The sequence below is a fragment of the Mucilaginibacter defluvii genome, from assembly GCF_039543225.1.
Taxonomy (GTDB): domain Bacteria; phylum Bacteroidota; class Bacteroidia; order Sphingobacteriales; family Sphingobacteriaceae; genus Mucilaginibacter; species Mucilaginibacter defluvii.
In genome coordinates this window covers 309,445-324,093 of sequence record NZ_BAABJI010000001.1, presented here as the reverse complement: position 1 = coordinate 324,093, position 14,649 = coordinate 309,445, and the positions used below count along the sequence as shown (strand labels likewise).

At 42.3% G+C, this 14,649-nt stretch carries 16 protein-coding genes; all 16 read right to left on the bottom strand.

Features of this window, described 5'->3' with window-relative positions; translation table 11 throughout:
• The 16 genes from ABD960_RS01410 to ABD960_RS01335 all read right to left on the bottom strand — a co-directional run bounded on the left by ABD960_RS01410 (nt 1) and on the right by ABD960_RS01335 (nt 14,645).
• Entirely contained in the window at nt 1-1,131 is a 1,131-nt protein-coding gene (locus ABD960_RS01410; protein ID WP_345329057.1) for an acyltransferase family protein, read from the bottom strand.
• A gap of 8 nt (nt 1,132-1,139) precedes the next feature.
• Nucleotides 1,140-1,592 (bottom strand): NanQ anomerase/TabA/YiaL family protein, encoded by a 453-nt coding sequence (locus ABD960_RS01405; RefSeq protein WP_345329055.1) that lies wholly within the window; start codon nt 1,590-1,592, stop codon nt 1,140-1,142.
• Between the two features lie 3 nt (nt 1,593-1,595).
• Nucleotides 1,596-2,363, bottom strand: coding sequence for an inositol monophosphatase family protein (locus ABD960_RS01400; protein ID WP_345329053.1), 768 nt, complete (start codon nt 2,361-2,363; stop codon nt 1,596-1,598).
• Between the two features lie 21 nt (nt 2,364-2,384).
• Nucleotides 2,385-2,981 carry an SIS domain-containing protein gene (locus ABD960_RS01395; protein ID WP_345329051.1) on the bottom strand — a complete coding sequence of 199 codons (597 nt, stop codon included), beginning with the start codon at nt 2,979-2,981 and terminating at the stop codon, nt 2,385-2,387.
• 12 nt (nt 2,982-2,993) lie between these two features.
• A complete protein-coding gene (locus tag ABD960_RS01390) occupies nt 2,994-3,986 on the bottom strand; it encodes a Gfo/Idh/MocA family protein (protein WP_345329049.1) in 993 nt (330 codons plus the stop codon).
• Between the two features lie 38 nt (nt 3,987-4,024).
• Nucleotides 4,025-4,546, bottom strand: a complete 522-nt coding sequence (locus tag ABD960_RS01385; RefSeq protein ID WP_345329047.1) for a serine acetyltransferase — start codon at nt 4,544-4,546, stop codon at nt 4,025-4,027.
• Between the two features lie 4 nt (nt 4,547-4,550).
• Nucleotides 4,551-5,471 (bottom strand): phosphoglycerate dehydrogenase, encoded by a 921-nt coding sequence (locus tag ABD960_RS01380; RefSeq protein WP_345329045.1) that lies wholly within the window; start codon nt 5,469-5,471, stop codon nt 4,551-4,553.
• Nucleotides 5,464-6,162 carry an acylneuraminate cytidylyltransferase family protein gene (locus tag ABD960_RS01375; protein ID WP_345329044.1) on the bottom strand — a complete coding sequence of 233 codons (699 nt, stop codon included), beginning with the start codon at nt 6,160-6,162 and terminating at the stop codon, nt 5,464-5,466. The genes ABD960_RS01380 and ABD960_RS01375 overlap by 8 nt, the downstream gene beginning before the upstream one ends.
• 32 nt (nt 6,163-6,194) lie before the next feature.
• Nucleotides 6,195-7,019: a 6-hydroxymethylpterin diphosphokinase MptE-like protein gene (locus ABD960_RS01370; RefSeq protein WP_345329042.1), complete on the bottom strand. Its 825-nt coding sequence runs from the start codon at nt 7,017-7,019 to the stop codon at nt 6,195-6,197.
• Between the two features lie 232 nt (nt 7,020-7,251).
• Entirely contained in the window at nt 7,252-8,244 is a 993-nt protein-coding gene (locus ABD960_RS01365; RefSeq protein WP_345329040.1) for a hypothetical protein, read from the bottom strand.
• A 2-nt stretch (nt 8,245-8,246) separates the two neighbouring features.
• Nucleotides 8,247-9,626, bottom strand: coding sequence for an MBOAT family O-acyltransferase (locus tag ABD960_RS01360; RefSeq protein ID WP_345329038.1), 1,380 nt, complete (start codon nt 9,624-9,626; stop codon nt 8,247-8,249).
• 351 nt (nt 9,627-9,977) lie between these two features.
• The gene (locus ABD960_RS01355) at nt 9,978-10,700 is read right to left on the bottom strand and encodes an acyltransferase (protein WP_345329036.1); all 723 of its coding nucleotides are present in this window, start codon (nt 10,698-10,700) and stop codon (nt 9,978-9,980) included.
• Nucleotides 10,697-11,563, bottom strand: coding sequence for a glycosyltransferase family 2 protein (locus ABD960_RS01350; RefSeq protein WP_345329035.1), 867 nt, complete (start codon nt 11,561-11,563; stop codon nt 10,697-10,699). Before ABD960_RS01350 ends, ABD960_RS01355 begins: the two co-directional genes overlap by 4 nt.
• A 28-nt stretch (nt 11,564-11,591) precedes the next feature.
• Entirely contained in the window at nt 11,592-12,671 is a 1,080-nt protein-coding gene (locus ABD960_RS01345; RefSeq protein ID WP_345329033.1) for an O-antigen ligase family protein, read from the bottom strand.
• Between the two features lie 172 nt (nt 12,672-12,843).
• Nucleotides 12,844-13,743: a glycosyltransferase family 2 protein gene (locus ABD960_RS01340; RefSeq protein WP_345329032.1), complete on the bottom strand. Its 900-nt coding sequence runs from the start codon at nt 13,741-13,743 to the stop codon at nt 12,844-12,846.
• Between the two features lie 2 nt (nt 13,744-13,745).
• Nucleotides 13,746-14,645: a glycosyltransferase family 2 protein gene (locus tag ABD960_RS01335; RefSeq protein ID WP_345329030.1), complete on the bottom strand. Its 900-nt coding sequence runs from the start codon at nt 14,643-14,645 to the stop codon at nt 13,746-13,748.
• Nucleotides 14,646-14,649 lie beyond the last annotated feature (4 nt).

The window sequence follows — 14,649 nt, the reverse complement described above, 5'->3', positions numbered from 1 at the left end:
TTAATTTTTAATGGCAACCTGCGGTTCATGTTCCGGAATGGCAGTACCGGCGGGCGCGTCGGTATTTTTACCGGCTACCGAACCGAACTTCCGCCTGAGCCCCATTACCGGCTTTTCAACCAGGTAGTAGCTTATGGTGGCTAAAAGGAATGCTCCGGGGATACCGAGTATATAATATAGCATATCCTTTTTACCATTAGAGATGTACGCAACCTCCAACCTGTAAAATATTAGGTGGAAAAGATAAAGCGAATAGCTCAACCGGCCGGTAAACACCAAAGGTTTGGTCGAAAAAAAACGGTTTAAAAACTCATATTTCTTGTCATACAGAATAGCCGGTATCATAATCATGAAACTAAGGCTCTGTATGGTGTACATAAAGGTCTGTTTAAAAAAGTGATCTTTTATAACGATGCTCAACAACATGGCAATAAAAGCGATCACGAATACAGGTACTGATGATACAAACTTTAAAAAGCGGTTATCCCTGTCAATATAAATCAATATACTGGCCAGGCAGCCCATCATAATCGCGTCTGACCGGCATTCGGTTGCGGCGTAGCAATATTCAAACGCAAAAGGGTTGACACCATAACGGTAAGTACCTATTAACCTGAAAACTAAGGCCGAAACAATAATGGTAACGGTGATACCAATAAGCGCTTTTTTGTTTTTTACCAGGAACGCGAATAAGAAAGGGAACAGCAGGTAAAAATGTTCCTCAATGGCCAATGACCATATAAAGCCAAAATATGACTTACTTGCCCCTGAATGAAAAGCCTCAAAATTGGCTATGTAATAATAATTTTGGTAATAAAATAAAGCCGGCCAGACCTTATCCATAGTGATACCTTTATTTAACGGTGGCACTATGCAGGTAACCAGTATCATCAACAGCAAAGGCGGGTATAGCCTTAGTAACCTTCGGATAAAGAAATTCTTAAAATCGATACGCTCGTGTTTGTCGTACTCGATAAGCAGCAGGTTAGTGATCAGCAAACCACTGATAAAGAAAAATACGTTCACGCCAAACCCGCCCGGAATGTTCAATCCGATGTGGCCCAGCAATACCACCATGATCGACAGGCCACGGAGGCCATCCAGCGCGGGGAGATAGTGACTTTTTGCCATATTTTTTATCAGCACTTAATTTTGATAACCACTTTTTTAATCTGCTCCGGCTCATTTAAACACAACTGCGGTGCATGCCCGTCCGACGGGTAAAACACCGCGAATATGCCGTTGCCGGTTAACACAGGGGTAAAGTTACCGCTGTCATTATTATAAAAACGCCTGTCTTTTTCCTCGTCATAGGGGATGTATGGGGTAAGGGTATCTACATGCGCCCAGCGTATAAGCTCGGTATTTACAATGCAGTATTGTACATCAATAACGTGGCGGTGGGTTTCGTAACCAAAATCGTTTTCGTACGATGTACCGTATTCCATTACAATAGCTTTAGCCGTTGGAGATACGGTATAAGTACCCGGCTCCACATCAGCGCCCAGGCCTTTAATAAATCTTAAACCCAGGTAAATATCCTCGTGGATGTTTTTGTAAAACTCCAGGTTGTCGAGTGAATCAACGATCATGTATTATTGTTGTATTAAACTGTTGTAAGCATAAACGTTCAGAAAGTTTTTGCCTGTACCGTTGCTGATATCGGCCTTGCCGCCGGCGGCCAAAACAAGTGCAAGGCCGGCAGCCACATCCCAAACAGCAATGTTGTTTTCGGCATAAGCCTCAACGCTGCCTTTGGCCACATAGGCCAGTGATGTTGCTGCCGAACCAAATAGCCGCACTTTTTTATAATCCTGAATATTTTTAACAAAATCCTGCAGAACCGCTGTATCAAACTTCAGATAAACAGGGAAGCCGGTAGCCAGAATGCTGTCCTTTTTCTCGGCTATAGCACTTACGCTGATGGCATCGCCATTAAGCCAGGCACCCTCGCCTACTATACCGGTAAATAGCCTGCCGTGCATAAAATCATACACCACGCCTAACACCGGCTCGCTGCCGTTCCATAACCCTATTGAGGTACAAAAAATATCAATACCTCTCGAAAAGTTAAGGCTGCCATCTAATGGGTCAACAATCCACTGGTACTGCGAGTCGCCTTTGGTACCATCCGCGTTCAGCACTTCACCCGCCTCTTCGCTCAGTATACCGAATGCCGACTCGGCATGCAGTGTATCCAATATCGCCTTTTCGGCCACCAGGTCAGCCTCCAGCTTAATGTCCTTACCTACGCTGCTGTTAATTTTAATATCAGCACTCAATAATTCTCTTAATGCGTTCCCGGCTTTAGTGGCTGCTTTTACAGCGGCATCGAGGCTTTGCTTAGCTAATTCTTTATCCATTTATACAGCGGTTGCTTATAATTACAGGCTTAAAAATTCTTCGTCCTTAGCCAGGTAATTCACAATGATGTGGTTGATGATCATGTGAATATCCTCGATCGGGCCGTAATCTTTATCCTGGTTTGGCGTATAAATTTTGTATTTGCTGTTCTCTTTTAGTTTACCGCCTTTAAAGCCGATAAATGATATAGAGTTACCACCTTGCTCGTTAGCAAAATCAACCGCGCGAACCAGGTTTTCTGAGTTACCGCTTGCTGAAATAACAACCAAGGTATCGCCTTCGCCAAATACGCCGCGCATCTGCTCAACAAAAATATCGTTAAAGTCGGTATCGTTACCAACAGCGGTCATCAATGGTGCGTTGTCAGTAAGGGCCAGTATTCGTGGGCGGAATTTTGAGAAATAACGCACGAAGAAACGGAAATCGGCCTGCATGTGTGATGCAGTAGCAGCGCTGCCGCCATTACCGGCAACATATACAGTTTTACCGTTTTTAAATGTATCGATAAAAACAGTTATTACCTGCTCAAGCTCAGCCGGATCGATCAGGTCAAGCAGATCAACGATCTTTTGTTTGTAGCTAACTAAGTGTTCGGTTACGGTGTTCTTTCTATCCATGATTGATTGTTTTTAAAAGTCTTTTTGTTTGTATACTTCGTCAATAATTCGCATTAATTTTTGAGCATCGTCAGACGTGCCGATGACCACCGGCTGATCTTTGGTAACCGCATCAAAAAAGTGGTCAACCTCGTAACGCCAGCTATTGTTATTGGTATACTTGGTGGTAACCTCGTCTTTCCAGGTAGCGGCAGGGGCGGTTGAGCGGTTACGGGCTATCGAAAGGGTTTCTTCGCCGTATGACATGGTTGACGTGATCAATCCATTCAATACCATATAACCTTTTTCAAGGAATATCTCCAGCGAGAACAGATGACGCCATTGGGTCATGGTGGAATGCAGTGATGCTACCTTACCAGTTTTGGTATCTTTTAAGATAACGAAGGCGTTATCCTCCACATCCATGTGCCAGTACAGGTTTGATACCTCGGCCTTAACTACGTCATAATCGCCAGAAAGGTACAGGAACAAATCGAGCATGTGTATACCCTGGTCCATCAGGATGCCGCCACCGGCCAGCTCTTTTTTAGCGCGCCATTGGTTAAAGTAGTCGGCAGTAACGCTTTTGCCGTAACGGCCGCGCAGCCATAACACCTTGCCATACTCGCCACTGTCTATCAGTTCCTTCATGCGGATAACGCTGTCATGATGGCGGTGGTTAAAACCGTACATCAGTTTTTTGCCGCTTTTTACTTCGGCTTCGCGTATCTCGGCCACATCAGCTTCGGTAAAAGCCGGAGGTTTTTCGCAAAAAACGTGCTTGCCCGCGTTCAGGGAGCGAATGGTCAGATCCTTGTTCAAAAAGTTTGGTGTACAAACAAATACAATGTCGATATCGGGATGTTTGATGATCCCGTCATGGTCAACATTGGGTAAGCCATTAATTTCGGGCTGGTTATTCGGTTCAGATACCGCGATAACTTTGCCGCATTTCAGTTCGTCAATAGCCTGGTGCCTGGTTTTACCCATTACACCGTAACCAATAATACCAACTTTTAAGTTCATACTTGTTTAATAATTTATATTTTCCTTGTGTGTGTGTGTTATTCTTTTACCCGCAAAAATTTGCTCGGGTGCCCGCCTATTATTGAGTTGGCTTCAACGTCCTTTACCACCAGGCTGCCGGCGCCGATAATTACATTGTCGCCAATTTTAACATCCCCTATAATAAGGCAACCGGGAGCTATTAATACGTTATTACCAATAACCGGGTACCTGTCACCATTTGAGCCGATAGTTACACTATGCCCTATATATACATTATTACCAATGATGGCTTTACGGTTAACAACCACGCAATAGCAGTGATTAAGCCTCAATCCTTCCCCTATCGGCGTGTCAACCGGCAGGTCAACACAGTACCTGTTGGTCATTAACCTATAGTATAAGCTTAACGGCAATAATAAAAGCGACGCCAAAGTGCTTTTGTGAAAATGGTTAAGTATGCGGTACAGAATAACAATACGATAATTCTTTTTTGTTAAAAAGAGTACCGGCAAAGGTTTCCTGTCCTTTCCACGCAACTGCTTTATATCAGCTTTTAACTTGCCCGATAAGCCGCTCATGCCGTTACGCTAAGGCGTCAATTAAATTTTGAGCCGCGTCTATCTCCATCTGCAACTTGCCTTCGGTAGCGTACGAGCCCAGGTGCGGCGTAAGTATAATGTTATCTAACTCGCAAAGCGGCCCGTCATACGGCTCTTTGTTATAAACATCAACCGCTGCTGAAGATAGTTTGCCTGATTTAAGCGCGTTATACAAAGCTTCCTCATCAACAACACCACCACGGGCTATGTTAACCAGGAATGCGCCATCCTTAATTTTTTCAAATTCCTTAGCGCCTATCACCGCTGATTTATCGGCATTGCCAGGTACGTGTACCGTAATAATATCGGCTTGCGAAATCACGGTTTCAAAATCGGCTATTTCAACACCGGCTTGCTCAGCCCATGCAGTATCCGGGTAAAGATCAAAGCCGATAACCGGGTTACCAATACCCCTGAACAAACCTGCTACCATACGGCCTATACGACCTAAACCAATAACACCAATCTTTTTGTTGATGATAAGGTTACCGGTCTGCTTTTTCCAAACCTTATTTTTCATGGCGGCATCAGCCTGCGGTATTTTGCGCAGCATGGCAAACGTCATGGCCAGGGTAAGTTCGGCAACGCCACGTGTAGGACCATCAGGTGTGTTTAGCACTTTGATGCCTTTTTTGGCAGCGTGGTCAAGGTCAACGCTGTCCATACCTACACCTACACGGCTAATCACTTTCAGGTCAGGCAGGGCATCCATTACCGCGGCGGTAAGCGGTTCAACACCGGCTACTATGCCTACGCAATCCTTGGCCAGCTCAATAGCCTCGGCCTCGGTAAGTTTACGCTTGTAAGGGTTATTTATAACGGTATAACCTGCATTTTCAAGCAATTCAATGGGCTGTAAGCCACATTCGCCAAAAGATGAAGGTGAAAGCAATACTTTATTCATAATATTCGGGTGTTACTTCAGCGTTAGCTGATTTTGCTGATAGGTATAATTCTGCAAGTTTAAAATCTTCTTCGGTGCTTACTTTTATTGAGCGTACCGGGTCAAACGGATATAAGCCATAATTGCCTACAAACACCGCGTAGCCATGCTGTTCATAATGCTCAATAAACTTTTTGGCGTTCCATATACAAACCGTCCAGGCACAAAGCTGTACCGGCTTCAGGTTTTGTGTCATAGGCAGTAATGCCTGATCGTTAAAATTGATGGGCTTACCGTCTAAAAACGACTGTAATTTTTCCTCGCGTACCGAGATCAGGCAATCCAGTTGGTTATCCTCGTAGTACTTAATGGCGCTGTCGATATCCTCCGGCAATACCAGTGGCGATACCGGGTTAACCATTACCAGGTTTTCGGTATCAATATTCAATAAAAAATCGTAGTTAAACTGATCCTGAACGATATGATCCTCGGCCAGTTCATCCTTACGTTTGTAAAACTGCACGCCATAATCATCGCACAATTTTTTCATAATGTCAGCTTCGGAATTGATATAGGTTTCGCTGATGTATTTGGAGCCCTTGCAGGCTTCAATAGCATAACCCACCATTGGCTTACCGTTAATTAAACGGAGATTTTTCTTTGGGACCCGTTTGCTTCCTAATCGTACAGGAATCTCAGCTACGTATTTCATTAATAATTTATTTGAACTATGATGTTGCCAGCTTATGCCGGTTGTTCTTTAGTAAACAATGAGTTATAATCCTTTTTCTCGAAAATATCGAGCATCCCCCCTATCGTCGCATCATACACCTTGCGGCGATCTTTTTCAAAAGCCTCCCGTGCCAGTTCATACGCCAGCTCTTCACCCTTATAATCGGGTATTTTCCAGCCTTTACCTTTAGGTATATAATCTTTTATAAAATGATTCTCTTCCTTATCTGTAGCTGCAACAAACTGGCCAGGTACGCCCTGGCCTTTATAGCTGTGATCCTTGCCTATAAGTATTACCTCACTAAAGCCCATATGGTAAGCCAACTGCAGGCACAAAAAGGTTACGCTATGCCCTCCCCAGCCCGATTCATTCAGATTGGTTGAAAAGCGCGCGTTATAATCAAGGTTAATAAAAGTAAGATCGGGTACGTTCTTAAACCAGTTGCGGGTACGCCAGTTATAAAACTTAGGGCCTTTACGCTCCCTAAACTCATCTGTAAACTGTTTCAACATGGTTTCAATATCGGTAACCACCAAATATGTAGGCTCAAAACCGGACAAATATATGCGGTTCATGCCAAAGGTAAATTCCCCATCCAGCCTGCTCAGGTCTGTCACCTTAAGGCTCGGCCCGTTAGCTACAATAAAACAACGTTTGCCTTTATGCAGATCACGGTATTTATCCAGATTAAGCTTGCTTTGTTTGGCGGGGGCAGTGTTGAGTTTCCAGGCTAAGGAATGTGGAATATATTTTAAACGGTTCATGATTACCTTTTTTATCCGTTGCAGGGATAAGTCAGATAATTTTACTGTTTTAATATACTTCCATCTACTCATAGGTTAGCGATGCGGTTACGTTTTTAAAAGATAAATGTCGGCTTTAAAGCACAACACCGCGTCTTATAAACAAATGCCCATTTTTTCCGCTGTGGATATTTGCATTAAAACGCGTATAAAAATACTATTTTTTTAATTATCAGCGCAATAAAATAAAATTTTATTAACACAACAATTAATTAACACGTTTCTGAAGTATAACCCAATGCAGGTTAAATAAAAGTTAACGCGCTTATTTAAATATCTTCAGGCCAGGATAATCGGCCGGACCCTTGCCATTGCGAAGCACCTCTTTAAAGGCTTTTGTAAACTGCTCCTTACCTGAAAGGTTAAGGTGATCGGCATTGCTGTACAGGGTCATATTGTCTGCCATAGTTCTATACGCCGAAAAGTCATAATAGGTTGTACCGGTTTGCTTACAAAGATCAGCTATTACCCTTTCTGTTTCTTCAATGTCTTTTGGCGGATAGTTGTCAGTATAAGCATTGTAAAAAGGCGGCGTGTAAAAAATACATCTCACCTTTCTGGCTTTCAGTTCTAGCGCTATCTCTTTAAGGTAATTTAAATATTGTTCACGTATCTGCGGGTTATACTGCAAGGCGAGCTTTTTATCTTTACTATGATCAAATGCATCCACTTTGGCCGATTGCAGCATTTTGGCTGTATCAACCAAAATATCGCCAACTTGTTTTGAAGATTTCTTCTCTTCTTTATCTTTTACCGCTTTAACCAATTTGCGAAAACCATAATCGGCTTGTATAAAAGCGAATAGCTTGCCGAACACCATATTATTATAATCATTCGCTGATATCAGTTTATATGATGGAATGGCCGCGTACAAACCTTTACGCGCATCGTTAAGGTTACCGCTTGAAAGGGCTTCATTATCGAAATAGAGCGACGAGTATGAAATACAAATAAGAACTTCCTGCAAATGCGGCAGCTCTGGCGAAAGGTAGTCAAGGCTATATTTAATGGATGCGATATCCTGACCACCCATTGATAAATTTTTACCTGGTTTATCCCATATATTATAATCGAGCGAACCGCCGTGTGAGCGGCCAAAGGCAAGCGACTCAATTTTATCGCGCCGCGTGTACACGGCGTTGATCATGTTTTTTTGAACGGTTACACTTTCTGCCGGAATAACAAAGCTCAACAACTCACATATAACTACAACGGTTACCAGATAAATTACGGCCCTGCTTAATATCTTCTTCTCCATTGTTAAAACTGAAAGTAAACAAACTCGTTAACACCAAATTTTCCGAACCATAATACCAGGAAGGTAACGCCAATATAAAAGGCCCAGCGCGGCACTGCCGAGAGGTTTAAAACCGCATTGATAATACCACTTTTGCGCACAGCGAATGATACGGTTACCAGCATCAGTATAAAAAAGATGGCCAGCACAAAATCATAGAATTTTAAGCCGATTAAACTCTCGGCGCCGCCCGGCACAAACAGGCTACGGACATCAGGCATTACATTGCGGAATTCCAGTATCTTGCCGAACACCGCAAAGCTGTCTGAAATATTATTGGCCCGGAAAAACACCCAGCCGATGATCACGATAATATAGGTTATGCCCCAGCGGATGATGTTTTTGAAATTAACGCCCGGTTGAATATCGCGAATGCTTCGGCCGTACACGTAACGCTCTATCACCAGCATTATGCCGTGTATGGCGCCCCATACTAAAAAGGTATAGTTTGCGCCGTGCCATAATCCGCTTATCACGAATACAAAAACGGTGTTAAATATCCACCTGCCTTGCGATACTTTGTTACCGCCCAGCGGGATGTACAAATAATCGCGGAACCAGGTTGATAGCGAGATGTGCCATCTGCGCCAGAACTCCGTAACTGTTTTTGAGAAATACGGTGAGCGGAAGTTGAGCATCAAATCAATACCAAACAGTTTTGAAACGCCGAGCGCGATATCAGAGTAGCCCGAGAAGTCGCAATAGATTTGGTAGGTGAAAAATATGGTAGCGATGATCAATGATAGCGACGAAGCCTGGTCGACATGGTTGTATACATGATTAACAGAGATTGCCAGCCTGTCGGCAATTACCATCTTTTTAAATAATCCCCAAAAAATGAGTACAAAGCCTTTTCTGAAATTTTCGTACTTATAATTGTCGAGATGGCGCAGCTGCGGCAGCAAGTCCCGCGTACGGGCTATAGGGCCGGCAACTAATTGCGGAAAAAAGGATACAAAAAGCAGGAACCTGAACAGGTTTTTCTCGGTTTGTACCTCGCCGCGGTAAACGTCGATCACGTAACTGATGGAGTGAAATGTATAGAATGATATACCCACCGGCAGCAATATATCCAGAAAATCAAAATGAGCCGGATGATTAAAGTAGGCCGATATATCCTGAGCTGCCTGAACAACAAAGTTAAAATACTTGAATATAAATAATATCAAAAAGTTGATGACTATACTCAGCGCTAAAAACAGTTTTTTACGCCGTTTATCAGGCGCCTTTTCAATCATTAATCCCGCTAAAAAACAGGATGCCGAGGTAAAGAATATGAGGCCGAGGTAGCTGAAGCTCCAGCAAGCGTAAAAAAAGTAACTTGCGGCGAGTAGGAAATACAACCGGCCTTTTTGGTTAAGTAACCGGTATACAATTAATACGATAAATAAAAAAACAACGAATTGGATGGAGTTGAAAAGCATCAGCTATTTTTATTACAACTTAATTGTTTATATCGATATATAACACCGTACTAACGGCAAGACCAATTGATTTTAAACATCGGTAGTTTAATGATCTTGCGATATCCCCTACACCAAATCACTCAGGCAGATATATAATATTCGACTTTACGAAAGTAAACATTAAATAATACTTTTTTAATAATACAATCAAAAAAATAAAATTTTAATAATAAATTAATCAATTACATGCTTTTTCAACAAAACAATGCAATTTAATGGGCAAGCTGATTATATGTTATCATATATCCGTTTGGCATCCCAGGTAATGTTTTCTTTAACGACTTTAGCCGGTATGCCGGCTATAAGTACATTGGCAGGGTATTGCTTGCCCGGCACTAATGAGCGTGTACCAATTACAGACTCGCTGCTTACACTGGCTCCTTTTAAAATAGAAACATCCCGGCCTATCCAAACCCGGTCAGCTATGCTGATATCACTGGCGTAATTAATACGCTTGCCGGTTGTTTTATCTAATATGGAGTGAGAGTCGCCATTGCGTATATCTAAACCGGCCGCAAAAAGGCAACCATCGCCAATGGTTATGCTACCTGATGGCTCTGTAACCGCTATTGCTGCCCCACGCATATCAGTACCGGCACCTATAGCTATCAGGCTATTATCGTCTTCAAACCAAAGCTTACTGTTTTGGATGATACAGTTTTCGCCGATAAGTAATTTATGCCCACTGCCTTTAACATGAATAGTTACATTGAGCAGCTTAGCATTTTTACCCAATGTGATGGTATTGTTATTACCGCTAAATCTAACCTTTACCGTTTTAAACAATACGCTGCTATAGTCTATCTTGTTGCCTTTTCCCTTGTCGGTAATTTTGAGCATGAATAACTCCGACGAGCGATTTGCTACATTGAGTACTTTACTATGCAGTGATGGGCTAAGCTTTTTAAGCGATTGAGATAACCCCCTTAAATAACGTAGCGGACTGCTCATACCAGCTTAAATCTCCTAAGAAATTTACGCGAATGCGCCATCAAACTGAAGGTGAAGAAAGTAACGAATTGCAATGGATTATCAGCAACTATCCTGGAATAATAAAAACGGTATTTAATGTAGGTTGATGATCTGAAATCCCAAAAGAATGGTTTAACATCTTTAAATGTATATTTCTGCTTAATATCTACACCATGCGTTTTGTCAGGCATTTCAAACACCAGCGGTTTAAAGGATAAGATAAGCTTATAGCCTGCCTTGCGCGCCCTCAAAGGCAGTTCGGTATCGCCGCGGTGTTTGAAATGCTCCGCATCAAACAGGCCTATTTTATGAAAAACTTCAACGGGTATCAAAATACCACGGCCAATCAGGTCAAATGGATAAATAGGTAACTCGCGGTCAATTTCATCCAGCTTTTTACCTTTATAAACAAATTTATTAAAAGCAAACCAGCTATTGGTATACTTGCCCGCGTAAGTGATGGATTGCTTATCGCGGTAATCAACGGCAGCACAACCTACCAAAGCTTTAGGATTTTGCTCACCAACTTTGATCAGCGTTTCCAGCCAGTCGTCAGCTATTATCACATCGTCGTTTTGCAGGATTATATGGTCAATTTCGGGATGATTATCCAAAACGTATTTGATGCCAAGGTTAACAGAACCTGTCCACCAAAGGTTGCCGTCGCCTTTAAGTTCAGTAACCATAGGATGCGCGGCAAGCAGTTCAGAGGTATTATCAGTTGACCCATCATTAACCACTATAAAAAGCTCGGGCTTTACAGTTTGATTTTCGATGTAACTCACCAGATTCATTAATATCTGGCTCCTGTTAAACGTTGGAACTATTAATGCTACTTTCATACAAACTTATATACTTAACTGGCTTTATTTATGAATAAGAAATTTTTACCGGCGCTATCTTAAATCCCTTTTTTACGGTGGCGCCTATCTTATAGTCGGTAATTACATATAAGAATGCTAAACTCATGAAAAAGGGAATAGTATAATATGTTTCGGAAAAACTGATCAGCAAAAAGATGAAATAAAGCGGCACAACGGATCGTCGCTGGTAAAACTTGCTTAAACGCCGCAGCGAGTAAATTATCATCCACGAAAAGGCAACCATATATACGATACCCATACCGGCCAGCGTACTGGTTAACCCGTTATTGGTTGTGGCATCGCCGGATGTTGCCTGACCGTAAGCACTTTCGGCATTACGACCCTGTCCAAAAAACGGACTATCAAAGAAGAACTCTAAATCCCTCGCGGCTGATCCGAAACGAGATTTGTCAGAATCCTTCGCACTTTGATCTTTAATTTTACTATTAAGGAAGGATAAGTTGAAGAAGGCATACATCGAAATAGCCGCTAACAACGGTATAATCACTACCTTATATTTATTAAACTCAGCTTTTAACAGTACAAAGAGCGATAACATTAATGCCAGGTAACCCGTAGTACTATAGGTAGTAGCCATGGCTATGATGAACACAAGCCCTTTTTTGTTTTTTATTGTACCCTCAGAGATGTACAGGAAAAACAGCGACATGATTAGGAACCCTACAAAAGCACCCGGCTCCCAGAAAGGGCCGCAATTACGTATCATCTGTAACGATTCGTTAGATTGATACAAATACCGGTAGCCGTGAAAGTTATATATAATGATATGGAAAGTTTGATCAGAATTTTCGAGTGTGGAACTGAACGGAAAGAAAGCGAATGGCGCCGATAACTTACCGAATATGGCCTCTGAATTAGGCACGAGAACCATAGCCAGGTAGAAAAATATACTGATGTACGAGAAAAAATACAATTGCTTGACGTACAATTTCAAAAAATCCATTTTGGTTGTACGGATAACCATGTAACCCCAAAAAAAGCGCAGCATCAAACCAAAATACGTAGACCAGAAATATTGACCACCCGACGCACCCTGAAATATTTGTACCAGTAACACGACTGTCATAAACAATAAGAATCGTTTATCAACTTTTCGATCAGTATACAACAAAAAGCTTGTTAAGCTACACATTAAGCCGATAGCGATAAACCCCATCTGCCCTTGAAAAAAGGGAATACCTGAGGTTGCTATTAGCAGGAAAACTGATATAAAAGCTAAATTCTTTTTTAGCGTCATGTTACACTTTATGTTGAGATGTACGCGCCGGACGCGTTACACCAACCAATACTTTTATAAACCTTTTAAGTGAATCTACAGACAATAAATCCGGGCTTAGCAGTTTTGACGAGTATGACAAAGCTTTTAACCGTTTGTTTGCCGTTATCAGATCACACGCATAAAAGTAGTAAGTTCTACGCAGAAAAATCTTATTGAATGCCGACATATCTACTTTAGCTTTCCATTTCTGTACTACCTGCCCTAAACCTTTTAAACGTTTGTCTATGGATTTTGATGTACGTTCGCCAAAGTGCTCCCTAAATTTGATTAGTGATTTATCTATATGCGCAAACTTATATTGATGTGCAATGCGAAACCACATATCCCAATCCTGAAAAGATACCAGGTTTTCATCAAACAGCCCGCTCTCTTCTATCGCCTTTTTGGTAACCGTAACACTGGTGGTGGTAATAGGGCAAAAATCGCCTTTACGCATTGCGTTCAACACATCAGTCGGCAGATCGCGCTTTGCCTCGCTTAACGCTGGGCTTTCATCGCTGAACATGATACAGTTGGAATAAACCAACCCGATTTCAGGCGCTGAATTATGTGTTTTGTAATGTTCTTCAAGTTTGTTTGGAAGCCACAGATCATCATCATCCAGAAAAGCGATCAGTGAGCCGTCCGAGTTTTTTATACCTGTGTTTCGTGCCGCGTTACCGCCTTTTGATTGCTCATGATGAATAACCCTAACTTTTTCAAACTGTGCGCAAACTCTATCAACTTCTTCCTGGTCAGGTTGGTGGTCATTAATCACCACAACCTCGTAGTCGGTATAAGTTTGTTCAGCAACACTTTGCAGCGCTTCCTTTAAAAATGCCGGACGATTGTATGTGGGTATGATAACCGAAAACTTCATAACTAAAATCTGCTGGCCTTTTTGCCGGTTAACACTCTGTAACGCTCAGCTGAACGAACGGCCTTGAGGTAATATCGAACAAAGAAAACGTCAAGTTTTTGCCTTAAAGAAAGGTTTTTCCCTTTCTTCATAATATACCTGATATCCCCCCCGGTTGGCCTTACTTCTTTTATGAAACTGATGATGTGCCCCAGTTTATCGATCTTTTTATTCTGCTGAAAACCCGCTTGTCCGCCACCAACACGGCGGGCTTTGTCGGCAATCTCTTTCAGATCATGCCTGGCCGGATGTTTAATAACTAACTCCGGAACGTAATCAATTCCGAACCCTCCTTTTAACGCACGAACGCCCCACTCATAATCACCTCCCGACATCAGCGTATCATTAAAGTCGCCTACCGCATCAAAAACCTTACGCCTAGTAAACATATTGGCTGTGATGCTGGTTCCTTCTACGTTTACATATCGCTCCTGGTTGAAAGCGAAGACACTTTCATATAGCTCTGCTTTAGTAAGCTTTGCTGATTGGTAAAACAACTCTACACTGCCGCCAATACGATAGCATTGCGGATGATTATCAAAATGATTAACGGCCGTGCTGATCCAGTCATCATACGGAATACAATCCGAATCGGTAAACGCCAATATATCCCCTTTTGCAATTTTAAGCGCGGCGTTACGCGCCGCATACGAACCGGGTTTTGCCTCAGTGATTACCTGACAGTTAGCAGGTAAATTATAACCCTCAGGCACTATATCAACAGGATTGTTATTAGCGACAATAATCTCAAACCTGTCAGCCGGATAAGTTTGCCGTTCCAACGCTCGCAAACACAACGCCAACCTATCCCAATCGTTAAAAGTGGGGATAATGACGGTGACGAATGGAGTATAAGTTCGCATTTGA